The organism is Chryseolinea sp. T2, from assembly GCF_037203685.1.
In the GTDB taxonomy this organism is placed as follows: Bacteria; Bacteroidota; Bacteroidia; order Cytophagales; family Cyclobacteriaceae; genus Chryseolinea.
The window spans coordinates 388,996-413,739 of record NZ_JBBCAU010000001.1; the positions used below are offsets into that span (position 1 = coordinate 388,996).

The window sequence follows — 24,744 nt, forward strand, 5'->3', positions numbered from 1 at the left end:
CATTCCAGAACTGCTTAGTTTAATTTTCATTCTCACTCATGACCGTTTCCCGTTTTATTGCAATTCTCACTTTCGTTTCCGCAGGTGTTCAGGCCCAGGTGCTTGAAAAGTTGACTGTTGAAAAAATCATGCGCGATCCGAAATGGATTGGGGTTGCGCCAACATCACCTTATTGGTCACCTGACAGCAAGACACTTTATTTCAATTGGAATCCGGAAGCCGCACTTTCTGATTCGCTTTACACATACGGTGTAAGTTCAAAATCCATAAGAAAGGCGACAGCAGCTGAGCGATCCTCGTCAACATCGCGTGTGGTTCAATACAACAGCAACTTCACCAGAGCTGTGTACGAAAAGAATGGTGACATTTTCATGGTTGACCTTGTAGGGAATAAGACTATTCAGGTTACGAACACCACGGGTAATGAGTTTGGGCCTCAGTTTTCGGGCGATGATAAGTCGGTCATTTTTTCGTCAGGCATGAATCTTTACCGGTGGACGATCGCGAGCGGCACATTTGTTCAGCTTACAGATTTTAAAACAGGAAGCAAACCAGGCAAGAGCACGTCGGACCAGGAGTCGTGGCTTAAGGCGGACCAGCTAATGTATTTCAAGGTGTTGAATGAACGCAATGCGAAATCTGAACAACGGAAGAAACAGTTAAAGAAGGAAATACCTAAACATCCAAAGGAGATTTATGTCGATGAAAAGAGCGTTGAGTTGACACGATTAAGTCCCGATCAGAAATATGTTACGTACAGATTGTCGAAGAAGACCTCCTCGAAGACAACTATAGTTCCTAACTACGTGACTGCGTCTGGCTTTACGGAAGATATATCGGCGCGTACTAAGGTTGGAGTCGCTCCTAGTCCAGGTGATTTTTATCTCTACGACATTGCCGGTGACACGACGTATCTGATCAAGCTAAGCGACATTCCTGGTATCTCCGATTCATTGTCTTATGCTAATGACTATCCCGCCGCAAAGCGCAAGAAGCTGAAGCAGCGTGATGCAGAGGTATCATCAGTCGAGTGGTCGCCTGATGGAAAGCATTGTGTTCTTTCTGTCTCTGCGCTTGACTTTAAAGATTCATGGCTTATGGAACTTGATCCGGCGACGAGGAAACTGTCGCTGATACATCGTGAACATGATGATGCCTGGGTCGATAGTCCTGTTAGCGACTTCTTTGGAAATGACAACATGGGCTGGCTTGGCGACAACAAACGGCTTTGGTTTATTTCAGAGGAAACCGGATATGCTCATTTATACACGATAAACGTCGAGACTAAGGAACAGCGTCAGTTGACGTCCGGCAATTTCGAGATACAAAAAGTAGTATTGAACAGGGCGCGGCAGCAGTTTTATGTGATAACCAATGAGTCTAATCCAGGAGAGAAGCAACTTTACAGGTTATCAGTTGAAGGCAGTGGGAGGACTCGGCTCACTCCAATGTCTGGTGCTTACGAGTTTGAGCTTTCGCCCGATGAGAAGTTCATAGCGTTGCGTTATTCCTATAGTAACAAGCCGTGGGAATTGCAGGTGCTGGAGAACAAGCCTAACGCCAAACCTGTCCAGATCACCAATTCGTTGACGACAGAATTCAAATCATATCCATGGCGCGATCCGGAGGTGGTTACGTTCGAGGCGCGCGACAAGGCCAAAGTTTATGCGCGACTCTATAAGCCAGCAAATCCAAACGGTGCTGGCGTAGTGTTTGTTCATGGAGCTGGCTATCTGCAGAATGCTCACAAGTGGTGGAGCTCCTACTTTCGTGAATACATGTTTCACAATCTATTGACGGACCTTGGTTACACAGTACTTGATATTGATTATCGCGCAAGTGCCGGATACGGCAGAGACTGGCGCACAGGCATCTATCGATTTATGGGTGGAAAAGATCTGACTGATAATCTTGATGGTGCCGCGCTGTTGGTATCAAAGTACAACGTAGACCCTAAACGCGTTGGAGTTTATGGTGGGTCATATGGTGGATTCATAACGCTGATGGCTATGTTTACAGCGCCCGATGTGTTCGCCGCAGGAGCAGCGTTAAGGCCGGTAACGGACTGGGCGCATTACAATCATCCCTACACGGGGGCTATTCTAAATACTCCTTACCTGGATAGTTTATCATACGCGAAAAGCTCACCCATTTATCATGCAGAAGGACTTAAAGGGGCGCTTTTAATTTGTCACGGGATGGTCGATGTGAATGTGCACTTTCAGGATGCCGTACGTCTGACTCAACGTTTGATAGAATTGGGCAAGGACAACTGGGAGCTTGCTGCCTATCCAATGGAAGACCATGCTTTTGTAGAGCCCAGCAGCTGGACCGACGAGTATAAGCGTATTCTTAAGCTCTTTGAGACAAACCTGAAAGCAGCTCCATTGAAGTAGATCGGTCTTGAATCTTGAGGTCCGTCAAGATGTATTGAACGAGGGTTACTTACCAAACCATGCTGCGCATAGCCTTCTCGTAGTCGTAGCGGATTTTGTCGGTATTGAGCGCCTTTCCGTTTTCCACGACCCATTTGCCATTGACTATGGTACCCAGAACGGCTGATGAATCGGAGGTGTAAAGAATAGATGATAGGCGCTGGTTGGCGTGCCCAGCTGAAATCAAGGGAGCCGATGCATCATACACTACGGCGTCGAGCGGTTGACCGATATTGAAGTAGTCACTTTGTACGACATTGGCGAGTGCGCGATTGCCGGAATGCCAAACTGTGTGAATCAGATTTTGCGCGCCATCGTCGAAGGTATTACGGCGGTGGGTGATGAGACGTTGAACGTAATCAAGCCAACGGAGGTCTTCAAGGGGATTTAAACTGATTTGACTGTCCGTGCCAATCGACCATTTTCCTCCTGCCCTCGCGAAGTCGCTGAGGCGAAAGATGCCGTCACCAAGATTGCCTTCTGTTCCGGGACAGAGCACGACATGAGCGCCTGAACGGGCGAGTTTATTTACCTCCATATCTGTGAGGTGAGTGCAGTGCACAAGATGGAACCTTGAATCTACGGGCAGATGTTCAAGTAACCATTCGACAGGCCGGGCGTGCTGAAACATCAAAGAAGTTTCAACCTCCTTGAGTTGTTCCGAAACGTGCAGATGGAATGGAAGATCTTTTGGTCCCTCATTGAAGGTTGCGATAACTTCGGCGGCTTCGACGGCGCGCAGTGAATGCACGCCGAATCCCAGTCGCGCATTGGCATTATGTTTAACGAAGTTCCTCGTTGCATCCAGCAATTTGAAATAATGATCTCTTGATTCGCAGATGAAGCGCCGCTGTCGGGGAAACGGCGGTGTTCCAAAATCTCCGAGCTGATACCAAACGGGTACGAGAGTAATCTTTATTCCTGTTGCGGCAGCGGCAGCGACCAGTCGTTCACCCATTTCAGCAAGGTGAGCATAGTGCCTTCCCCGTTCATCGTGATGCAGGTAGTGAAACTCGACAACGTGCGTGTAGCCATTGCGTAGCATTTCGGCGTACAGCATGGTGGCAATGGCTTCCATGGCATCCGGACGCATGGCGAGCGCGCATCCATACATGGCTTCCCTCCAGGTCCAGAAATCATCGCTTGCTCCAGGAGCATGTCTTTCTGCTTTGCCGGCCATGGCATACTGGAATGCATGAGAATGAGCATTGCGGAAACCGGGTAGTGCGTAACCGTCCACTACTTCGATGTCGGGTTTGGCGCCAGTAGCATCCGGTGAATCTGATGACAGGTATTGAATGAGACCTTGTTCGTCAACACCAACGTAGGCGGGTGCAATCCATCGTTCTGCGAGTCGTAGTCCGCTGAATTTGTAGTGTCGCATATGTAATACTATGTTAGTCTATTGATGCCGTCGGAATTGCGCGACAAGCCGCCGGAACTTACCATCCTATTTCAACTCTTCGGCCAGCGACTTCAGTGTGAAGCTCAACAATGCTCTCATTTTGTTTGCACGTGAATCATCGTAATCAATCTCTGCATCGTCCATGTAATTGACCTTTGCCATCTCCAGCTGCAGTGCGTGCTGATTGACATCAGGTGTCCCATAAGCACGCGTAATGTACCCGCCTTTAAAAGGAAAGTTGTGGCTCACAGAATAATTTGAGTTCCTGAGATTGTCATATGCCAGTTCGATGAGTCCACTGCCGGCAGATGCACCATCTGCATCGCCTAAAATCAGATCGGGAAACTTATCGTTGTAAATCGTCTTTACATATTGTCGGATAGAATGACAATCCCAGAGCAGAACTTTGCCAAAGTTTGATTTCAATTCGGAAAGAAGAAGTTTGAGCTGATCATGGTAGGGAGCATAATACATTTTACGTCGTCTGATGATTTCGTCATCGTCGACTTTCTTCCGGGCGTCCTTGTAGAGAGGTCGTCCCGTGAAGTCAGTTACGGGACACAACCCTGTGATTATCCGCCCATCGCTATACAGAGGTTTATCAGTAGGGTCACGATTCAGATCAATGACCCATCTGCTATACACAGCAGTAATCATTGTCATCCCCAGCGAAGGCGCGAAATCATAAAGGCGATCGACGAACCAATCGGTGTCGTCAGGGCTGTTGATCAGGTCGCTATCGAATTCATTGACAAGCTCGTCGGGAAATGCGATACCGCAGTGCGGCACGCTTACCAGAACAGGAACGCGCGTGAATGTTGGCGTTATAACCCGAAAGCTTTCCATTCGTGAGATGGTTTGTGATTGCGCCTGGTGTATCCAGGTTTTCAGATCACTTTTTCTTGCGTTTTTTCTTTTTGGACGGCTCTTCTGTTGCCGGCGGCGGTGTTGCCTTTTGCGACAGCTGAGCGGTTAATGACACTACTTCGCTTTGAGCTTTCTCCAACTCTATTTCCTTCATAGCTAGCTCCTTTTTCATAGCTGTCAAATCGCCGGGAGCTGTCAGGCGTTTCTTCATGGTCATGATGCGACGGTAGCTTTGATCGATTCTCGCCTCGCTGATTTCGCCGCTGGCAACCATCTTTCGAATCAGATCATGTGCAATATCGACGATGCGGTTCTCGCGATCTGGCAGGTTGTTGGAGAACGTCATGATATCCACGCCGCCGATGATGGCCATGCGGATAGCATCCTTTAATCCATAGTGTTTTGTGATTGCCTGCATTTGCATGTCGTCTGTGAATACAACGCCATCGAAGTGCAGGCGTTGACGAAGAATACCGCTGAGTATATCGGTGGACAATGTACCGGGATTTCCCGCTTTATCGAGCTGGCGATTTACTATATGAGAAGTCATGATGGCATCTGCATAGCCAGAATCAATCAATAGTTGATATGGCTTCAACTCTCGTTGCTCCCAGGTGTTGGTAACGTCGGCGATGCCGAGGTGAGTATCATCTTTCGAGCTGCCGTGACCTGGAAAGTGCTTCAATGATGTCAATACATTGTATTTACGATGAGCTTTGATAAATTCCCTGGCAAGAAGCGCCACGCTGTCTTCGTTCGCAGAGAATGCGCGACCATGTTTGGCGATGATTGGGTTGTCGGGATTTGAGGCGAGATCGACAACAGGCGCGAAGTTTATATTGAAGCCGAGTCCTGCTAACGTCGCTGCGGTTGACTCACCATAGAAGCGTACAGAATCAAGGGTCTTAGCCTGGCCCATAGCCCTCGCGGTAATGGAACGGGGAAAGCCGTACTTGTCTTTCAACCGGTTTACGCGGCCACCTTCCTGGTCGATGCCTACCAGCAACGTTTGGGGTGCTGCATGCTGATATGTCCAGATGATCTTCTTCAATGCAATGAAAGAGTTCTGCGGCGGAATGTTCTTTTCAAAAAGAATAATCGAGCCAATTTTGCCATCGCGAATTTCCTGCAGCACAGCAGCGTCAACCGACGGTCCGGGAAAGCCTATCAGTAGCATCTGACCGATCTTAATGCCCAGGCTGTCCAGCTTTTGCGCCTGTACAGTGGAGTTCATTCCTCCCAGCGAAAAAATTGCTGCCAGTGCAAGCAGCCGCATACTAGTACTTTTCATAAATGAGATTCAGGATTCGTTGCATGTTCTTACGGACTTCGGCCGTCGAAGTAGTAAAGTTACTGTTCATAAAGGAGAATATCAGAGTCTTGCCGCTTCGAGTGACGAGGTATCCGCTAAGACAATGATTATTGCTGAGGGACCCTGTCTTTCCAAAGATATACGGCTGTGGTGCCTTATAATAGTTCTTTATCGTTCCTGCTTTTCCTCCGATGGCCAGCAACTGGAACAGTCTTTCACGCGGTACCTCGGCATAAATCTTTTTCCATAACGCAACAATGGTGCGAGGCGTGAAGAGATTATACCTCGACAGACCCGAGCCATCAACCCAAGCTGGCTCGTCAGGGAAGTCGGTGAAATAGTTTTTCTTCATATGTTCGATGGTGACCTCGGGTTTCAGTGTATCGCCAAGAGTAGCGGCACAAACCAAAAGCAATTGTTCTGCAATGAAGTTGTCACTTTCCTGCATCATCACCTTGTAAACACTGTCTGCTGGTGTGTTGTAGAATATTTTGGCTTCCCGCTTTGGAGGTGCTGCGATTGTGCTAGCGGGCAGTCCCAAAGTATCAGAAAGTAACTTAGCAGTCAGGTCAGGCGTAACACGAGCAGGTATCTCCTTTTTCAATCTTTGACTGATCGGTCTGTGTACCGTTAAGATGTTGCTATCCACATTACGAACAACACCCTGGGATTCATCATCTACGTAGGAAACGAATTGACTAAAGTACTTTGGCGAGACGGAAACATTTGCTCCGTTGGATTGTACCAGGATTGTATTGCCATAGACAGGAAAGGCTGAGCGCTCAGCAGAATAGTAGTCATTGTAATCATCCCAAGCCCATCCGCTGCCGAATGCTGTTGTTTGAAACGTGGACGTCGAGAGGAACAATTTTGAATGGCTGGACTGTAGGAAGCTAAAGGCACTTGTCGGAGAATAAACATTTCGGTTCAGGAAGGATGGATCACCCGTTCCCCATAGTATTAACGAGTCGTTACGCTCCAGGTATTTGAAAGCAGGAATTGAGTCGCCCAATAGTTTAAGAGAACTATAGAATGTAAATATCTTTGTGTTGGAGGCAGGCGTGAAGTAGCTGTCGCTGTTGTATTCGAAGACAGACTTATTGTTGGAAACATCATACAGCGCAAAGCCAGTATGATCGTGAAATAGCTTCTCCGTTTCTCTGAACTCCCTGGTCAGAGCGCGCTGCGAAATCGGCGAGCAGGACGACATAGCAACTCCTACCGCCACGTAAACAATCCAACGACTCATGACTTAACTCCGTAGCGTTCGCTCAGCACATTACGGTGATGGGTTTCGTGTCCTGAGATGACGAAGCCCAAGTTCAAAACGGACATCGCTGAATTGTTCGCTGTACCGGTTCGTTGAAGCATTTCCGTAGAAAAGCTTCTATAGAGATCAATTGTAGTTTGCCTTAGCCTTCCCATTTCGGCCGCTATGTCGACAACGGTCCTGTTAGGCGCATTGGCCTCTGGTGCGTAGTCGTTCTCTTCGAAGCCTGGCAAAGGCGTCTTGTCGTTTCTTGCAAAGCGCATGGCACGATAGGCAAAGATCCTCTCTGTGTCGATCATGTGACACAGCACTTCCTTTATCGTCCATTTGCCGGGGGCATAGGCATAGGTACCCCTGCTTTCGGATATGGTGCTGAGCAATTGTTGGGTGATCCTGGCTGACTGTTCGAGGTTGTCAAACAGGTCCTTGTTCTTAACCAGATTTACATAACCCTGATAGAACGGGGGTACTGTAGTGAGGTCGGGTTGTATCATATTCAAAAATAGGGAGAAAACTTCACTAGCTGATCTTGCTCCAGTTAACCACTGACTTCTTCATGGATTCCACCTGAACACGAATCACACTATTCTCCGGGCTCAAGAGGTCGGGGTCGGATTCAATAAGTTCGGTTGCCTTGGAACGCGCTGTTTTCAATAGCTCGCCATCCTGACCGAGGTCGGCGATCATCAGGTCGAGCACGCCGCTTTGTTGTGTTCCCATCAGGTCACCCGGTCCCCGAAGTGTAAGATCCGCTTCGGCTATTTCGAAACCATTGTTGGTTCTAACCATGGTATTGATGCGTGTTTTTGAATCTGCACCAAGTTTGTAGTCTGTCATCAAAATGCAATAGGATTGGTCGGCTCCTCTGCCGACGCGACCCCGGAGCTGATGCAATTGAGATAATCCAAAACGCTCTGCATTTTCGATCACCATCACGGAAGCATTGGGCACATCGACACCCACTTCGATCACGGTCGTTGCCACCATAATCTTCGTCTCACCTTTCTTGAAGCGGGCCATCTCATAATCTTTGGCGTCGGACTTCATTTTTCCATGAAGTATACTTATCGGCATCTCCGGAAAGGCACGCGAGACGCTTTCATATCCATCCATGAGGTGTTTAAGGTCCAGTTTTTCTGATTCTTCAATAAGCGGATAAACGACATAGACCTGGCGACCCAGAGCGATTTGAGTTCTAAGGAATTCAAAGACCTGCAGTCGGTGTGAATCAAACTGATGAACTGTTTTGATGGGTTTTCGTCCAGCGGGCAGTTGATCAATTACTGAAACATCCAGGTCTCCATATAGTGTCATAGCCAACGTGCGGGGTATGGGCGTGGCCGTCATTACCAGAACATGTGGTGGAATTGATTTGTTCTTCTGCCATAGCCTTGATCGCTGAGCGACTCCAAAGCGATGCTGTTCATCAATAACTGACAACCCAAGATTGTTGAATTGAACTTCTTCTTCCAGCAACGCATGTGTGCCAATAAGTATTTTCAATACCCCTGTTTTCAGGGTGTCGTGTATGATGGTGCGTTCCGACTTCTTCGTTGAACCTGTAAGAAGAGCTATGGTGATATTCATCCTCTGCGCATAGCGCTGGAGGTTGATGAAGTGCTGCTGAGCGAGAATCTCGGTGGGCGCCATCAATGCACATTGTGTATCACTTCCAATAGCGATCAGCATGCAGATAAAGCCAACGATCGTTTTTCCGCTGCCGACATCACCCTGAAGAAGCCGATTCATTTGCTTCCCTGATTTCAGGTCGGTATAAATTTCTCTGATCACTTTCTTTTGAGCATCTGTGAGAGGGAAAGGAAGATGCTCATTGTAGAAGGTGGTCAGGAGTGAGACATTGTGAAGAACCATGCCTGGTGATACAGTCTGTCGCACGAATTTCATCTTAAGCAGGCGCAGCTGTATGTAAAACAATTCCTCGAACTTCAGTCTGTGCTTTGCTTTTTCAAGCCACTCATTGCTTTGTGGAAAGTGAATGTTAACCAGTGCTTCTTTCTTGGAGATCAGGTGCATTGAGTTCATCAATCCAACTGGAAGTGTTTCGCGCACCTTACTAATAGACAAGTCCACCAACGTGCGCATTACACGAGAGAGCGCTTTGTTGTCGAAACTTCCTGTGCGTAGTTTTTCAGTAAGAGAATAGACTGGTTGCAGGAAGAATTTAGGCGGTGCATCGTTCATTACCGGATCGAGTTCCGGATGGGCAATGCTGAACTTGCTACCGAATCTATTCGGTTTACCAAATGCAACGTATTCGATTCCTGATTTGATCTTCTCATTTACCCAGTTGATGCCCTGAAACCAGACGAGTTCAATCTCACCAGTTCCATCGTTCATGTATGCAACGAGGCGTTTCTTGAAGCCAGCACCATTCAGTTCTTTTCGTTTGATTATGCCTTTGACCTGAACGTATTGATATGATTCATCGATGTCTTTGATGTTATAGAACTTTGATCGATCCTCATAGCGATAAGGATAATGCTGCAGCAGGTCTGCAAACGTGACAATGTTCAATTGCTTATTGAGCAATGCTGCACGTTGTGGACCAACTCCCTTAAGAAATTCGACGGATGTCTCAAAAAAGCCGGTCATTGACAGTATTGTTCACGCATATAAAAACCAAAATTAAAAAACGGATACATGTTCATTCGCAAATTTTCTACGTTACCTTTACAGTACGAACAGCGGTTGACGTTCTGTCACGTGCTTTTCAAACGAGGCCGGGAGATATGAAGGTAAGTTCATCTGTTTACAAGGGCATTCAATACGTGCAAGTCAGCACCTTACCAGTCGAGCAACGCGAACGGTTGCTTGGCACTATCAATAAAGAATTATTCATCAAGATACTCGTCGACGGTAAAATCATTGGCAACTGCCTTCAGTTTAAAGACTACGAATGGTGGTTCGAAAGCGTTTACAGGCCGGTTGGCGCGAATGAGAGGTCTGAAACAGCACAGTCTGAAGCTGAATTAGTGCCGCTTGCGCCAGGGTCGTCAATCTAGACTGACGCTAATCTCTCTTTAGCAGTTCTGTATTCCTGCCACAGCTCTTCAACGATTTGCTTTGCTGGCTTTATCGCTTTAATGGCTGCCGCAATCTGTCCGATCTCCAGTTCACCTTCGTCAAGGTCGCCGTCGAAGATACCTAGTTTTGATCTGCGCTTTCCGAGTAAAGTAGCGAGCTCATCCTTAGAGGCGCCCCTAAGTTCTGCCTCTGCAACGCGCTGATAAAAGGCATTCCTTATCAACCTCACCGGCGTAAGTTGTTTAAGAGTTAGAACCGTATCACCTTCTTCAGAATTCGTAATTCGCTCCTTGAAGTTCTCATGTGACGATGATTCCTGGCTGGCAGCAAACAAACTTCCTATTTGAAAGCCGTCGGCTCCCAGTGCTTCGGCGGCGAGCATAGCACTTCCACTTCCTATGCCACCCGCGGCAATAACAGGAATATTTACAGAGGCCTTTACGAGGGGAACGAGGACGAACGTTGTAGTTTCTTCCCGACCATTGTGTCCACCGGCTTCAAAGCCTTCGGCTACCACTGCATCTACTCCGCTGGCTTCTGCTTTGCGGGCAAACTTGGAGCTGGAGACAACGTGAACAACAGAAATGCCTTTTGACTTCAGGTGAGATGTCCAGGTAGCAGGATTGCCGGCCGATGTAAAGACTATCCTAACGCCTTCCCCAACGACAACGTCGATCAACTTGTCGATTCCGGAATAGAGGAGCGGCAGGTTTACGGCAAATGGTTTTGTAGTAGCCGACTTGCATTTAATGATATGCTCACGAAGCAGATCGGGCGACATAGATCCTGACCCGATAATTCCGAGACCACCTGCATTGCTCACAGCTGACGCCAACTTCCATCCACTACACCAGACCATTCCGGCCTGGATAATTGGATAACTGATTTGAAAAAGTGAAGTAATTCGGTGGGTGTCTGCTTTCATTTATTAGAATCTTTTGTCTGCAACTTATTTGGCAAAAAGTGCAAGTTTTTTCTAGCATTCTGAAACTCTGAAAATTATATTCAGATCACACTTACCTCGCAAGATTTTAGCCCCTCTGAGTTGTCCACAAACAGTTGATTGATATTTTTTGCCTTAACGCGCTGATTTACTGAAGGTTAACTGATAACACCAAGGTAATGTGGACAAGTGGCAAAATTTGTGGAAATCTTTTTGATGCGTTTTTTATAGGTTCATAAGTGTTTGAAATATAATGCCTTTGTCGACAGACGGCAGGCGCGCTGATTGGTTTTGTCCGGCCATCGTTCACGATTTTTGTTGAAAAACTAACGAACTTCATCAAATGTTACGAGTCCTGTTTTTACTACTCCTATGTACGAGTGCGCTGGCACAGGAAGCTAAGGTGATTAAGTTTAATCGGCTGGAGAGGATCATCACAACTAAGTCCGAAAAGATTCAGGTCATAAATTTTTGGGCGACATGGTGCGCTCCTTGTGTTCATGAACTTCCGTACTTCCAGAAGCTTGAGGAAAAGAGAGATCCTGAAGTGGAGATCACGCTGATCAATTTGGATTATGCAGACAAGTTGTACAAGGTTAATGCGTTTATAAAAAAGAATAAGATCACTTCGACGGTTCTGCTTCTCGATGAGATAGACTACAACTCCTGGATAGATAAGGTTGATCCGTCATGGGGAGGAGCTATTCCGGGCACGCTCTTTATCAATACCACGACGGGCCAAAGAAAATTTGTCGACGGAGAGTTGGAGGAGGGTGAACTTGAAGCGTTCATAAAAGAGGTAAAATCATCAAACTAAATCTTACCCACAATGAAAAATAAGACTATCATTCTCTCGCTGTTCGGCGCTGTGGTGCTGTTGTCAGCTATGGTTGGTCCAGCTTATCAGGTTGGAGATGCTGTTTCAGACTTCACATTGAAAAATGTCGACGGAAAAATGATATCACTTTCAGATTATAAATCGTCGAAGGGGGTAATTGTCATATTCGACTGTAATACCTGTCCGTATTCGCAGGCTTATAATGATCGGATCGTACAGCTCAACAAGAACTATGCGTCAAAGGGATACCCCGTAATTACCATCAACGCCAATAATCCGGAGATTTCGCCCGGTGATTCCTTCCAGGCTATGGTGACGCAGGCAAAGGAAAAGCGCTATGATTTCCCTTATCTGGTTGATGAAACACAAAAGGTTGCCAGGACATTCGGAGCAACTAATACCCCCCATGTTTTTGTACTGCGCAATGAGGGTGGCAACTTCAAGGTTGTCTATATAGGAACGATTGATAACAACTCGCGTGACGGCAGTGCTGCTACTAAAAAGTATGTGGAGGACGCTGTAAATGAGCTCCTTGCAAATAAGGAAGTAACTACCAGCAAAACGAAGGCTATCGGCTGCGGAATAAAATGGAAGAACAGCTAATCGATTTTGTGATCGGGTTCGCGACGTGATCCGTTATCGACGAAACCGGATATACCGAGCGTCGCCGGTCAGCGAAAGCTGATTACAGGTCAAATTAGGAGTGATACTGGAAAACCCGGCTCAACGTTAAGCCGGGTTTTTTGTTTCCTAAACCTCGAACGAAAAATTTTCGCGACACAGCAAACGATGGCATTGAAGTTGTTTATATGAGGTCAAACACTTCCCGCCATGAGAGCCTTTTTGTTGATGATGTTGCTGGCCGGCAGTTCGGCTGCTATGGCCTACGATTCTGGAATTGCAGTACTCACAGACAAGAGTACAACGATGCGAGTTTATGTTAACGGAAAACTTATCAGCAAACAGTCAGGGCACTACGTGCGAACGCGTAGCACGCCGGGCTTGTTTCACCTGGAAGTAAAAGTGCTAAACCCGTGGAACCAAAACTGGTATGTCGTTAAGAAGGACGTACGGGTAGATAAGGGTTTCGAATTTCAATATAAGATTGTGTTCGTCAACCGCACGTGGCCTGAGCTGAGAGAAATCAAGAGGTATCCGGTTTATTCAAAGTACTATCTGTATCCGAACTTATATAACCGACACCCTATCGCCTGAGTAAAAAGTGAAGAATGGTGTTTTGCATAAAGACAGAGGCTGCACACATTGGGCAGCCTCCGTTGTTTATAGCTAATGGTAAAGCGCTAGATCCTTCTTGACTTCGCTACCAACACTACAATAAGTGCGATGACGATTATGGTGAAGGCGTTCCAATGGAAGAAGTGAAAGGGCCAGTGCCAATGGAACATCCAACCGAATAGTCCACCCAGGATTCCAAAGACGGCTCCAAACACGGCACCTAGTACACCTGCAATAATTCCAAAGACACCTCCAATGATACCTATGATCATAGGAAAGGCGAGTACCATCAGAATGATCAGCAATATTGCTGTTGTTGTGCTTCGTGACTGCATAGTAGAATGCTTTTGAAAATAGTATTTCAAAAAGCGTGCGAGTCGATTACATCCTCGAAATTAGTGCAGAAATGCCCTTTTGTACGATGGTGAAGCTGTTCACTGTTGAATAGTGAACAGCCATTTTTGCAATAATGTACAGCGCTTAAAACGGATAACCACCTTTGGCAATCACTGTGTCGGCGATCTTGCGTCTGGCTTGTTTCAGATTATACGGATCTATCTTGGTGAATCTTTTAAGGCCAAGCAACATCAGGCGAAGTTCGTCGCCGGTTGCGAAGGCATTGATCGCCTCTCGCCCACAAGCCGCCGCTTTGTCGACAGCGTGATGAAGATAGACTATGGCTATCTCCTTTTCAATTTCACAAGCGGCTTCGCCGCGTTGTCCGATCAGCTTCTCCACCCTTAGCAAAGCCGATTCGGCTACATAACCCTCGATAAGCATGTCTGCAAGATTCATCAGCACTTCCTGCTCTTCGCCAAGCTTCATCATGAATTTCTGGACGGCAGCACCTGCTACCATGAGTCCTGCTTTCTTGAGATTTCTCAACGCTTTCTTTTCGGCGGCAAACAGGCCTTCGTCGCTGGCGCCAAAATCCGGAATTGCCATGAGCTCCTTCTGAACAGCCATTGCTGGCGTCATCAGGTCGATGGATCCCTTCATCGCACGCTTTATCAACATGTCGATGGTGAGAATGCGGTTTATTTCGTTGGTGCCTTCGAAGATCCGATTGATACGGGCATCGCGATATGCGCGATCCATTGGACCTTCGGCGGAGAATCCCATACCACCATAAATCTGCACGCCTTCATCAACTACAAAATCGAGAACTTCCGAGCCGTGGACTTTCAGAATAGCGCATTCTATAGCAAACTCTTCGAGTGACTTCAGTTTTGCTTTTGAAGCATCCATTCCCTCTGCAACGAGCGCCGTATATGCATCGTCGATATTCTGACCTGCGCGATAGCATGCGGACTCGCTGGCGAATATTCTCACCGTCATTTCAGCAAGCTTATGTTTGATAGCTCCGAAGTTTGCAATAGCTGTACTGAATTGCTTTCTCTCCTTAGCATAGTTTGTCGCAAGACTGAGTGTACGTTTGGAACCACCAATCGCAGCCACTCCAAGTTTGATACGGCCTATGTTGAGGATGTTTACCGCGATCTTAAAACCATTCTCTCTTTCTGAGAGCATGTTTTCAACCGGCACCTTACAATCGTTGAAGAAGATCTGACGCGTAGAAGAACCCTTGATACCCATCTTGTGTTCCTCTTCATTCATGGTGATTCCACCAAATCCTTTCTCGACAATAAATGCGGTGAGATTCTTGTCTGCATCGATCTTGGCAAACACGATGAAGATATCCGCGAATCCTCCATTAGTGATCCACATCTTCTGGCCATTGATCAGGTAGTGTTTACCATCCGGCGTAAGTGCGGCTTTTGTTTTTCCAGAGTTTGCATCTGAACCTGAATCTGGCTCTGTCAGGCAGTATGCAGCTTTGTATTCGCCGGTGGCGAGTTTCGGAAGGTACTTTTTCTTTTGATCGTCGTTTCCATAATATACGATAGGTAGCGTTCCGATACCTGTGTGCGCAGACAACGCTACGGCTATTGAATGACCGCCGCCAATTACCTCTGCCACGAGCATTGTTGTGTTGAAGTCCATGCCGAAGCCTCCGTATTCAGCAGGCACGGATGTGCCGAGGAGGCCCAGCTCGCCGGCCTTGTCAAGCAGAGACGGCATCAGCTTTGGATCTTTCATTGAATCGATTTCATCGAGGCGTCCAAGGATTTCCTTTTGCAGGAAGTCATTGCACTGCTGTTCGATCATGCGCTGCTCCTCATTAAAATCCTCCGGAATGAACACGTCTGCTGCCGGTGTTTCCCGAATGAGAAATTCTCCTCCTTTGATTGCGCGATCGCGCGATGTTGATGTTGCTGCCATAATGAAATCTTTTAATTATCGGTGTCGCATGGAGACATGCGTTTTACTTAATTCTATTTGTTGTCAGGAGTCTTTAAAACGAATTGCTACATCACCGTTGAAATGGTTACACCATCTCATAAATGCCGGCGACGCCTTGTCCACCACCAACGCAGGCTGTTACAAGTCCATATTTCTGATTACGTCTCTTCAATTCATTTAAGAGGGTGAGTGAGAGGCGCGCACCAGAACTTCCCAGCGGGTGACCGAGCGCAATAGCCCCGCCGTTGACATTCAATTTCGTTGGGTCAATTCCCAGTTCGCGAACGACTGCCAATGACTGCGCGGCAAAGGCTTCGTTCAACTCGATGAGATCCAGGTCCTGCATTTTCAGGCCAGCGATCTTCAATGCTTTTGGAACAGCAGCCACCGGACCTATACCCATGATACGCGGATCGACACCTGCAACAGAATAGCTCACCATTCTTGCAATCGGCTTAAGGTTGAGTTGCTTGATAAGCCTTTCGGACATCACCACGGCGAACGCAGCACCATCATTAGTTGGTGAAGAGTTTCCGGCAGTAACGGATCCGCCGAGAGCAAATACTGGCTTCAGCTTTGCCAATGCATCCATTGATGTATCGGCACGTGGGCCTTCGTCGGTATCAACCACAGCTTCTTTTGTCTTCCGTTTTCCAGACTCATCGACAAAGACTTCTTCTGTTTTTATTGGATGAATTTCATCTTTGAACTTTCCTTCTGCCTGTGCCTTTAATGCCTTCTGATGAGATTCAAATGCAAACTTGTCCTGGTCTTCGCGGGTGACCTTGTACTGCTTTGCAATCTCTTCAGCGGTAAGACCCATACTTGTATAATAGGTAGGGTGATCTTTTGCTATTGTATAATTGAGTGCCGTCTTCCATCCCATCACTGGAACCAACGACATTGACTCTGCCCCACCGGCTATGATACAGTCAGCCATGCCGGCCTGAATCTTTGCCGAGGCTATATGAATCGCTTCGACTCCTGATCCGCAGTATCGATTGATTACCATCCCAGCGTTGTCAATGCCGAGGGCCGTGAGTGCGATCATGCGTCCCATCTGCATGCCTTGTTCCGCCTCCTGAACGGCATTTCCAACTATCAGATCGTCCACCATTTTGTTTTCCAATCCAGGTACGGATTGAACAAGGGCCTTGATCAAGTCCGTCGCGAAATCATCGGGACGGGTGAAACGCAATCCACCTTTCTTCGCGCGCGTGTTGGCAGTTCGCTTTGCAGCTACAACATATGCATCCATATACTTAATTTCTTAATGGCTTTCCGCCTGTTAAAATAGACTGAATACGTTCCAGTGTTTTCTTTTCACCTGTGAGCGATACAAAAGCCTCACGCTCCAGATCCAATAGGTACTGTTCACTTACTTCCTGTGGTGAAGTCAGATCACCTCCGCACATGACGTTTGCAATCTTGAGGGCGATCTTTTTGTCGTGGTCGGATATATAGTTACCCATTCGCATACCGAATACTCCGGCATGGAACAATGCAAGTCCCGAGCGTCCCTGTACTTTTATGTTCTTTGATGGCACGGGCATCGTGTAACCAGCATCATACAGTTCCAGGGCAGCAGCTTTTGCGTCGAGCAGCTGGCGATCCTTATTTACGCTGATGCGATCTTTGCTTCTAAGGATTCCCATGTCGCGGGCGTCTTCTGCTGAGAGAGCAACTTTTGCTGTAGCGATATTCATGAACGCATTCTGAAGTGCATTCAATTCAACATCTCCTTCTTCCAGACTTTCGCTCACGCGTTTGGTAAACTCTTTCGTTCCACCACCGCCTGGGATGAGGCCGACACCCACTTCAACAAGTCCGATATAGGTTTCAGCTGCAGCCTGAGCGATGTCGGCATGAAGTGTCATTTCACAACCGCCGCCGAGAGTTCTGCCCTGAGGACACACGACCACCGGCACCGATGAGTATCTGATGCGCATGACCGATTGCTGAAACTGTCGCACCATGAATTCGATCTCATCGTAATCCTGTTCGATAGCATACATGAACACCAATCCGAGATTTGCGCCGAGCGAGAAGTCGGCTCCCTGATGTCCGATCACCAATCCCTTATAATCTTTTTCAGCGATCTCTATTGCTTTGTTGAGTCCTTCGATGACGGAACTTCCTAGTGTATAACTCTTGCTGTGCCACGCAAAGTTCACGATTCCATCTCCCAGATCTGTTACCAGCGATTCCGCGTTCTTCCACACAATCTTGTCCTTCAGGTTCTCCAGAATGATGAAAGACTCTTTACCAGGAACTGGCTTATAGGATTTTGATGGAATGTCATAATAGAGTTTGGCACCATCGGCCACGGAGTAAAAGCTCTTCTTGCCGCCAGCAATCATATCGTAAACCCACTGCGCCGGCTTGCTACCAGCTGCTTCCATTTCTTTGATTGTCTTCTCAACGCCTAAGGCGTCCCATGTTTCGAAGGGGCCGAGTTCCCAACCAAAACCAGCGCAGATAGCATCATCAATTTTATAGAGTTCGTCGGCAATTTCCGGGATGCGATTCGATGCGTATTGAAATAACGAATAGAATGAATCGCGGTAGAATGCTCCTGCTTTGTCTTTCCCCGCTAATAGGACTTTAAATCTCTCGCGAAGATTATCAATGGTCTTAGTAGTCTCAAGTGTGCTAAACTTTGCTTTTGCTTTCTCTTTGTATTCAAGCGTATTCAGGTCGAGCGTTAAAATTTCCGATTCTCGTTTGGGCCCCTTCACTTTCTTATAGAAGCCCTGGCCTGTTTTGTCACCAAGCCATTTGTTCTTCTCCATTTGAAGGGCGACCTCCGGAAGTTTGAAGGTGTCGCGGCTTTCATCGTTAGGAAGAGCCTGATAAAGATTGGTCGACACTTTGATCATCGTGTCGAGTCCAACGATGTCGGAAGTACGGAATGTCGCTGACTTCGGACGGCCTATCACGGGACCTGTCAGCTTATCAACTTCGTCGATGTTGAGGTCGTGTTTCTTCATGACCTCCAATACTTTCATAATTGAGAAAACGCCAACGCGGTTTGCAATGAACGCTGGCGTGTCTTTACAAAGTACCGTGGTCTTGCCCAGGAAGAGGTCGCCGTAGTACATGAGGAAGTCCACAACGTCCGGGCTGGTGTGCGGGGTCGGAATTATCTCCAGCAGCTTGAGATACCTTGGAGGATTGAAGAAGTGCGTGCCGCAGAAGTTCTTTTTGAAATCATCACTTCTGCCTTCGGCCATCAGGTGAATAGGGATGCCTGACGTATTGGAAGTAATCAACGTACCGGGGCGACGGTACTTTTCAACCTCTTCATAGACTTTCTTTTTGATGTCAAGATTTTCGACGACCACCTCAATGGTCCAATCGTAATCTTTAATTTTTGCCATATCGTCGGTGAAGTTGCCCAGCGCTATGCGATTCAAAAAGCGCTTGCTGTAGATGGGACCGGGACTGGATTTAATGGAGCGATCAAATGATGATTGAACCACCCGATTTTTGACAACCTTGGAGTCGAGTGTAAGTCCCTTGGCCTGCTCTTCAGGAGTGAGCTCTCCGGGAGCAATGTCAAGAAGCAGAACCTGACAACCAATGTTGGCGAAGTGACAGGCAATCGCCGAGCCCATTACGCCCGAGCCCAGAACAGCAACCTTGCGAATCGATCGTTTCATTTTACTCTGTTTGTGGCGCGAGGCGCCATCGATGGTTAATATATGGTACTTTCAACATCCTCGCCTTCAGTTAAACCCTGGAGGGCAAGAGTGTTGATTTCATTCATTACGCTGAAGAACGTCTTCAGTTTTTGCGGGGCGATCTGGTCGCGAACGCGGTTGTTGAAGTTGAGAACCGTTTCACGCGAAACCTCCTTCTTCTGCTTACCCAGCTCTGTGAGGAAGATGCGAACCGATCTTTTATCTACGGCGTCCGGCACACGGCTTATCAAGCCCTTTTCCTCCATGGTCTTTAGGGTGCGGGTGAGACTTCGGGCTTCCATGCCCATGAGCGGCGCGATCTTGGTTGCTGGCGTTCCATGGTCCGAATGGATGTTCAGCAGCACAAAACCAATTGCCGTCGTGAGGTCGTGTTTCCACGCCTGCTGGTTGTACATTCGCGAGATTGCATGCCACGCAGTTTTAATACAATGATCGACCGTCTCTTCCTTCCGCATACGTTACAGGACAGCCAATGTAGCAAAAAAGTATTATGCATGCATACTATTTAACGAAAACTTAAACTACCTGTCCAGGGCCAGGAAAGATTAAAAGCCTCTCATCCGAATTCCCGCGATTTTCAGTAAATGTTTGCCGAAACTTGTCCTTAATGAAAGGTTTTCCCCCTGCCTTGCTGCTGGTACTGTGTTGTCTGTCTGGCATGGCGCAAAAAATCAACGAGAAGTATCAGCTTCATATGAAGCAGGCTTCATCACCTCTTCTCATCGATGGCGTTATGGATGAACAGGCCTGGCTTGATGCCGAGGTGGCCACTAACTTTTATATGGTGCTGCCGATGGACACCAGCAATGCCCGCGTGCGCACCGATGTGCGGATGACCTACGACGCCCACCATCTATATCTGATGGCTGTCTGCTACCTTCCCGCTCAGGGTAACCGGTATTTCGTTGAGTCGTTAAGGCGTGATTTTACTTTCGGAAAGAACGACAACTTCCTTCTGTTCATGGATCCATTCGATGATCAGACCAATGGTTTCTCATTTGGAGCTAATGCCGCGGGTGCTCAGTGGGACGGCACGATGTACGAAGGCGGTAAGGTCGACTTGAGTTGGGATAACAAGTGGACGTCATCGGTGAGTTACGACCAGGAGAAGTGGGTTTTCGAGGCCGCAATTCCCTTCAAGTCGATTCGATATAAGAAAGGCATTACCCGATGGGGTATAAACTTCAGCCGTTTGGATCTCCGGACGACGGAAAAGTCGAGCTGGGCACCAGTACCAAGACAGTTTCCAACAGCCTCGCTTGCATATAGTGGTGTACTTGTATGGGACCAGCCTCCGCCGGATCCAGGAGCGAATGTTTCCATTATTCCATACGTATTGGGTGGGGCGTCCAAAGATTATGAAAACGAAAAGCCAACTACATACAAGAAAGAAATTGGTGTAGACGCGAAGGTCGCGATCACATCGTCTATCAATCTCGACCTTACTGTTAATCCCGATTTCTCGCAGGTGGATGTGGACCGGCAGGTTACAAACCTCGATCGTTACGAACTCTTCTTTCCCGAGCGTCGTCAATTCTTTCTTGAGAACGGAGACTTGTTTGCGAACTTCGGTTATGCTACCATCAGACCATTCTTCTCGCGTCGCATCGGACTCGGGACGCCGATAGAGTTCGGCGCGCGTATAAGCGGAAAGCTCGATAAGAACTGGCGCATCGGCGCGATGGATATCCAAACTGGAAAAGTAGAAGAAGATTATTTGCCGAGACAGAATTTTGCAGTGTTGGCGCTTCAACGAAAAGTGTTTGCACGATCTAACGTGGGAGTGATATTCATCAATAAGCAGTCGCTTAATTATACGCCGACAGAAGATCCGGAGGTGCCCACCTATTCACAATACAACAGAAACATTGGACTTGAATACAACTTAGCGTCGTCGAATAATTTATGGACTGGAAAGGCGATTGTATTAAAATCTTTCAGCCCGGATGTGTCGGATAAGGACGTTACGCATGCTGCCAATCTTCAATATGCTACCCGGCGATTGACGGTATCCTGGCAGCATGAATATGTGGGGACAAATTACAATGCCGAGGTCGGATATGTTCCGCGCGTAAATTATATACGCGTGAGTCCACTGGTTGGATATCTATTCTTTTCAAAAGGAAAGAAGGTTCTCAGTCATGGTCCAAAACTTCAGACATCATACTTCTTCGACACCGACTTCAATCATACGGACAATACGACCGTCCTTTCGTATGGTGTAACGTTACGCACTCAGGCGGTTTTCACTCCGTGGGTTGCTAATGATTATGTGAAGTTATTGCGGCCGTTCGATCCAACGAATAGTGGTAAGGATACGCTGGCCACCGGGTCCGAACATCACTGGAATTCATTTGGCTTCGACTTCACGTCAAAGCCTCAGAGCGTGTTCACGTATCTTGTGTCGACGCGGTATGGTGGATACTATGCCGACGGCACTCGTCTTAATTTATCCGGCGAACTCGGATATCGTCTGCAGCCGTTCCTCAGTTTGAATGTTGGCGTCAGCTACAATGACATTGTATTGCCTGAGCCGTGGGGTCGAAACACTTTCTGGTTAGTCGGACCCCGGCTGGACGTCACGATGACCAACAAACTTTTCTTCACAGCGTTCGCCCAATACAACGAACAGCAAAACAATGTGAATCTGAACACGAGATTTCAATGGAGGTACAAGCCTGCATCCGATCTGTTCATTGTTTACACCGACAACTACCTTCCTGAGAGTTTCGGGGTGAAGAATCGTTCGATCGTGCTGAAGTTCACCTACTGGTGGAACATCTAATTGCCGCACCGACGAATTCAAAATTCTCCTACGCAAAGAAAGTCTCGTTTTTAATGCAACGTGAAGAGGCGTACTGGCGTCATATCAGAACAAACCCGCCGGCCATGTTTCGAAATTATCTCACCATTGCGCTTCGCAATCTGCTGAAGCAGCGCTTCTATACATTCATCAACATCTTCGGTCTCGCAATTGGCATCGCCTCCTGCCTTGTGATCGTTTTGTTTGTTGCCTACGAATTAGGTTATGATAAATATCACGATAAGGCCTCGAGAATTTATCGTGTTAATGGTGAGATTAAGTTCGGAGTAAATCATTATCGGTTGGCTGTTGCATCGGCTCCATTCGGCGAAGCCCTCGCGACAGATTTTCCGGAAATCGAGACTTATGTTCGCTTTCGTGATCAGGGCTCATTTCTGGTGAAGGCAAAAGAGACCGATACGAACATCAAAGAAGATGATGTTGTATATGCCGACAGCACTTATTTCAAAGTGTTCTCTACACCGATTATCGAGGGGGATCCAAACACCGCCCTTAATAATCACAACAGTGTGGCGATAAGTCAGTCTATAGCTAGGAAGTATTTTCCAAGCGGCAATCCGATCGGTCAGACGCTGATCCTTGACAACAAAGAGCTTTGCAAAGTGACTGCCGTTTATCGCGACATGCCTGACAATGGTCATTTCAAGTTTGACATTCTTATATCCATGACCGGATGGGCGGAATCAAGGGAAACAAATTTCCTAAGCAACAATTTCAATACATATGTCTTGCTCAGGCCCGGTAGCAGCGCCGATGGTCTGCAGGCGAAGTTCCCTCAATTTGTTGCAAAGCACTTCGGCCCGCAGCTGGTGAGCGTTCTGGGCAGCGACTTTACTCTGGAGAAATTTAAAGCATCTGGAAATATTCTCGAATACACGTTGATGCCGTTAACTGATATACATCTCCACTCTGACAGGACGGCTGAACTCGCTCCGAACGGTGACATCACTTACGTCTATCTCTTCACCGCGGTTGCGCTCTTTATCCTTATCATCGCGTGCATCAATTTTATGAACCTCTCCACTGCGCGCTCTGCGAATCGGGCCAAAGAAGTTGGTGTTCGCAAAGTGATGGGTTCGATGCGGGCACATTTGGTTCGTCAGTTCCTCACAGAATCAATATTGGTTTGTATCGGAGGATTTTCTATTGCTGTTGCGCTGGCCTATCTAGCCTTACCGTTGTTCAACGACCTATCTCAAAAGTCGCTTTCAATTCCATTTGACAGACCGATTTTCTATATTCTGCTTTTTGCAGGTGCTCTTGTGGTTGGATTTTTATCTGGAATATATCCATCGATGTTTTTGTCGGCATTCAAACCCGTTGATGTGTTAAAAGGGAAAATGGCTGCGGGAATGAAAAGTGGTTTGATACGCAGCAGTCTCGTTGTGTTTCAGTTTACGATTTCAATATTACTGGTGATCGCGACGCTCACTGTACAAAGACAACTTAATTATATACAGGAAAAGAAGATTGGATTTCAAAAAGACCAGGTGATCATTATCAAAGACGCCTATGCGTTAGGTGATCGCATTAAGTCGTTCATGGACGAAGGAAGAAAATTGAATTACATTACTTCGGCAACACTTTCCGGGTTTCTTCCTGTGACTGGTTCGAACCGGTCGGACAATACTTATTGGCCGGAAGGCAAGCAGCCAACTCAAGAGAATCTTGTTGGCATGCAAACCTGGCGCGTGGACCATGATTACCTGAAAACTTTCGGCATGACTGTTCTGCAAGGCCGGTTCTTTTCGGAAGAATTTCCCTCTGACTCGGGCGCGATTGTCATCAATCAATCTGCGGCGCAGAAGTTTGACCTGGGCAGTGATCCGCTTGGAAAAAGAATAGCAACTTTTGGCGAAACCAATCATGACGGTACGCCAGATCCAAATTCACTAAAGACTTTTGAGGTAATTGGTGTCGTTGAAGATTTCCATTTTGAATCGTTGAAGCAGAACATTACGCCTCTCGCCTTCTTCCTTCAAAGAAGTACGGGATTGATTGCTTTTCGATTTGATGCGAAAGACACAAAGCAGGTTATCTCAGATCTTGAACATGTTTGGAAGAACATTGCATCCGATCAACCCTTTCAATACAGTTTCCTTGATGAAGATTTTGGACACATGTACTCGGGAGAGCAGCGACTTGGTCGAACATTCGTGATCTTTGCCGCTCTTGCAATTGTCATTGCCTGCCTCGGTTTATTTGCACTTACTTCATTTACTGCCGAGCAGCGCACGAAAGAAATTGGTATTCGAAAAGTATTGGGCGCCTCAGTGGGAAGTATTGTCGTTTTGTTGTCGACGGAGTTTGGTAAGCTGATCATCATTGCCTTTGTTATCGCGGCGCCGGCGGCATGGTTCGGGGTTCAGAAATGGCTCGAAGGATATACATATAAGGTGGAGATCGGAGTATCCGTTTATGTGTTGGCTGGGCTCGTATCTCTGACTATCGCATGGCTAACGATGAGCTTTCAGTCGATACGCGCGGCATCAGCAAGTCCGGCGAAAGCGCTCAAGAGTGAGTGAGTGGTGATCCTTGAGAATAGTGAGTGGTGATGCTCG

19 protein-coding genes are annotated in these 24,744 nt (G+C 47.3%); 7 read left to right on the forward strand and 12 right to left on the reverse strand.

The window, feature by feature from the left end; all coding sequences use genetic code 11:
• The first annotated feature begins 38 nt into the window (after window positions 1-38).
• A complete protein-coding gene (locus WBG78_RS01690; RefSeq protein WP_337324626.1) occupies window positions 39-2,396 on the forward strand; it encodes a prolyl oligopeptidase family serine peptidase in 2,358 nt (785 codons plus the stop codon).
• A 49-nt stretch (window positions 2,397-2,445) separates the two neighbouring features.
• Here the strand turns inward: WBG78_RS01690 and hutF are convergent, their stop codons facing one another.
• From hutF to recG, 6 genes are all read right to left on the reverse strand, one after another.
• Window positions 2,446-3,819, reverse strand: coding sequence for a formimidoylglutamate deiminase (gene hutF, locus WBG78_RS01695; RefSeq protein WP_337324627.1), 1,374 nt, complete (start codon window positions 3,817-3,819; stop codon window positions 2,446-2,448).
• 66 nt (window positions 3,820-3,885) lie between these two features.
• A complete protein-coding gene (locus WBG78_RS01700; RefSeq protein WP_337324628.1) occupies window positions 3,886-4,686 on the reverse strand; it encodes an N-formylglutamate amidohydrolase in 801 nt (266 codons plus the stop codon).
• Between the two features lie 46 nt (window positions 4,687-4,732).
• Window positions 4,733-5,998: a glycoside hydrolase family 3 protein gene (locus tag WBG78_RS01705; protein ID WP_337324629.1), complete on the reverse strand. Its 1,266-nt coding sequence runs from the start codon at window positions 5,996-5,998 to the stop codon at window positions 4,733-4,735.
• Window positions 5,985-7,268 carry a D-alanyl-D-alanine carboxypeptidase/D-alanyl-D-alanine-endopeptidase gene (locus tag WBG78_RS01710; RefSeq protein WP_337324630.1) on the reverse strand — a complete coding sequence of 428 codons (1,284 nt, stop codon included), beginning with the start codon at window positions 7,266-7,268 and terminating at the stop codon, window positions 5,985-5,987. The genes WBG78_RS01705 and WBG78_RS01710 overlap by 14 nt, the downstream gene beginning before the upstream one ends.
• The gene (locus tag WBG78_RS01715; RefSeq protein ID WP_337324631.1) at window positions 7,265-7,783 is read right to left on the reverse strand and encodes a DinB family protein; all 519 of its coding nucleotides are present in this window, start codon (window positions 7,781-7,783) and stop codon (window positions 7,265-7,267) included. The genes WBG78_RS01710 and WBG78_RS01715 overlap by 4 nt, the downstream gene beginning before the upstream one ends.
• Before the next feature lie 25 nt (window positions 7,784-7,808).
• Complete coding sequence (recG, locus tag WBG78_RS01720; RefSeq protein ID WP_337324632.1) at window positions 7,809-9,902, reverse strand: ATP-dependent DNA helicase RecG; 2,094 nt, start codon at window positions 9,900-9,902, stop codon at window positions 7,809-7,811.
• A gap of 137 nt (window positions 9,903-10,039) precedes the next feature.
• Here recG and WBG78_RS01725 point away from each other — a divergent pair, with 137 nt between their 5' ends.
• Window positions 10,040-10,312: a hypothetical protein gene (locus tag WBG78_RS01725; RefSeq protein ID WP_337324633.1), complete on the forward strand. Its 273-nt coding sequence runs from the start codon at window positions 10,040-10,042 to the stop codon at window positions 10,310-10,312.
• On the opposite strand, the gene WBG78_RS01730 is transcribed toward WBG78_RS01725, so the two are convergent.
• Complete coding sequence (locus tag WBG78_RS01730; RefSeq protein WP_337324634.1) at window positions 10,309-11,259, reverse strand: NAD(P)H-dependent flavin oxidoreductase; 951 nt, start codon at window positions 11,257-11,259, stop codon at window positions 10,309-10,311. The genes WBG78_RS01725 and WBG78_RS01730 overlap by 4 nt on opposite strands.
• 361 nt (window positions 11,260-11,620) lie before the next feature.
• On the opposite strand from WBG78_RS01730, the gene WBG78_RS01735 reads away from it, so the two are divergent.
• The 3 genes from WBG78_RS01735 (at window position 11,621) to WBG78_RS01745 (ending at window position 13,330) form a co-directional block, all read left to right on the forward strand.
• Window positions 11,621-12,094, forward strand: coding sequence for a TlpA disulfide reductase family protein (locus WBG78_RS01735; protein ID WP_337324635.1), 474 nt, complete (start codon window positions 11,621-11,623; stop codon window positions 12,092-12,094).
• 12 nt (window positions 12,095-12,106) lie between these two features.
• Window positions 12,107-12,718 (forward strand): thioredoxin family protein, encoded by a 612-nt coding sequence (locus tag WBG78_RS01740; RefSeq protein WP_337324636.1) that lies wholly within the window; start codon window positions 12,107-12,109, stop codon window positions 12,716-12,718.
• A gap of 228 nt (window positions 12,719-12,946) precedes the next feature.
• Window positions 12,947-13,330: a hypothetical protein gene (locus tag WBG78_RS01745; RefSeq protein WP_337324637.1), complete on the forward strand. Its 384-nt coding sequence runs from the start codon at window positions 12,947-12,949 to the stop codon at window positions 13,328-13,330.
• Between the two features lie 86 nt (window positions 13,331-13,416).
• Here the strand turns inward: WBG78_RS01745 and WBG78_RS01750 are convergent, their stop codons facing one another.
• From WBG78_RS01750 to WBG78_RS01770, 5 genes are all read right to left on the reverse strand, one after another.
• Window positions 13,417-13,686, reverse strand: coding sequence for a hypothetical protein (locus tag WBG78_RS01750; RefSeq protein WP_337324638.1), 270 nt, complete (start codon window positions 13,684-13,686; stop codon window positions 13,417-13,419).
• A gap of 145 nt (window positions 13,687-13,831) precedes the next feature.
• On the reverse strand, window positions 13,832-15,634 hold the full coding sequence (locus WBG78_RS01755) for an acyl-CoA dehydrogenase family protein (RefSeq protein WP_337324639.1): 1,803 nt from the start codon (window positions 15,632-15,634) through the stop codon (window positions 13,832-13,834).
• A 106-nt stretch (window positions 15,635-15,740) separates the two neighbouring features.
• Entirely contained in the window at window positions 15,741-16,913 is a 1,173-nt protein-coding gene (locus WBG78_RS01760) for a thiolase family protein (protein ID WP_337324640.1), read from the reverse strand.
• A 4-nt stretch (window positions 16,914-16,917) separates the two neighbouring features.
• On the reverse strand, window positions 16,918-19,317 hold the full coding sequence (locus tag WBG78_RS01765) for a 3-hydroxyacyl-CoA dehydrogenase/enoyl-CoA hydratase family protein (protein ID WP_337324641.1): 2,400 nt from the start codon (window positions 19,315-19,317) through the stop codon (window positions 16,918-16,920).
• Window positions 19,318-19,352: 35 nt separating this feature from the next.
• Window positions 19,353-19,814, reverse strand: coding sequence for a MarR family winged helix-turn-helix transcriptional regulator (locus tag WBG78_RS01770; RefSeq protein ID WP_337324642.1), 462 nt, complete (start codon window positions 19,812-19,814; stop codon window positions 19,353-19,355).
• 152 nt (window positions 19,815-19,966) lie between these two features.
• Between WBG78_RS01770 and WBG78_RS01775 the strand changes: the two genes are divergently transcribed.
• Together WBG78_RS01775 and WBG78_RS01780 are read left to right on the forward strand one after the other, a co-directional pair.
• The gene (locus WBG78_RS01775; protein ID WP_337324643.1) at window positions 19,967-22,144 is read left to right on the forward strand and encodes a DUF5916 domain-containing protein; all 2,178 of its coding nucleotides are present in this window, start codon (window positions 19,967-19,969) and stop codon (window positions 22,142-22,144) included.
• A 104-nt stretch (window positions 22,145-22,248) separates the two neighbouring features.
• Window positions 22,249-24,708, forward strand: a complete 2,460-nt coding sequence (locus WBG78_RS01780; protein WP_337324644.1) for an ABC transporter permease — start codon at window positions 22,249-22,251, stop codon at window positions 24,706-24,708.
• The last annotated feature ends 36 nt before the right edge of the window (window positions 24,709-24,744 follow it).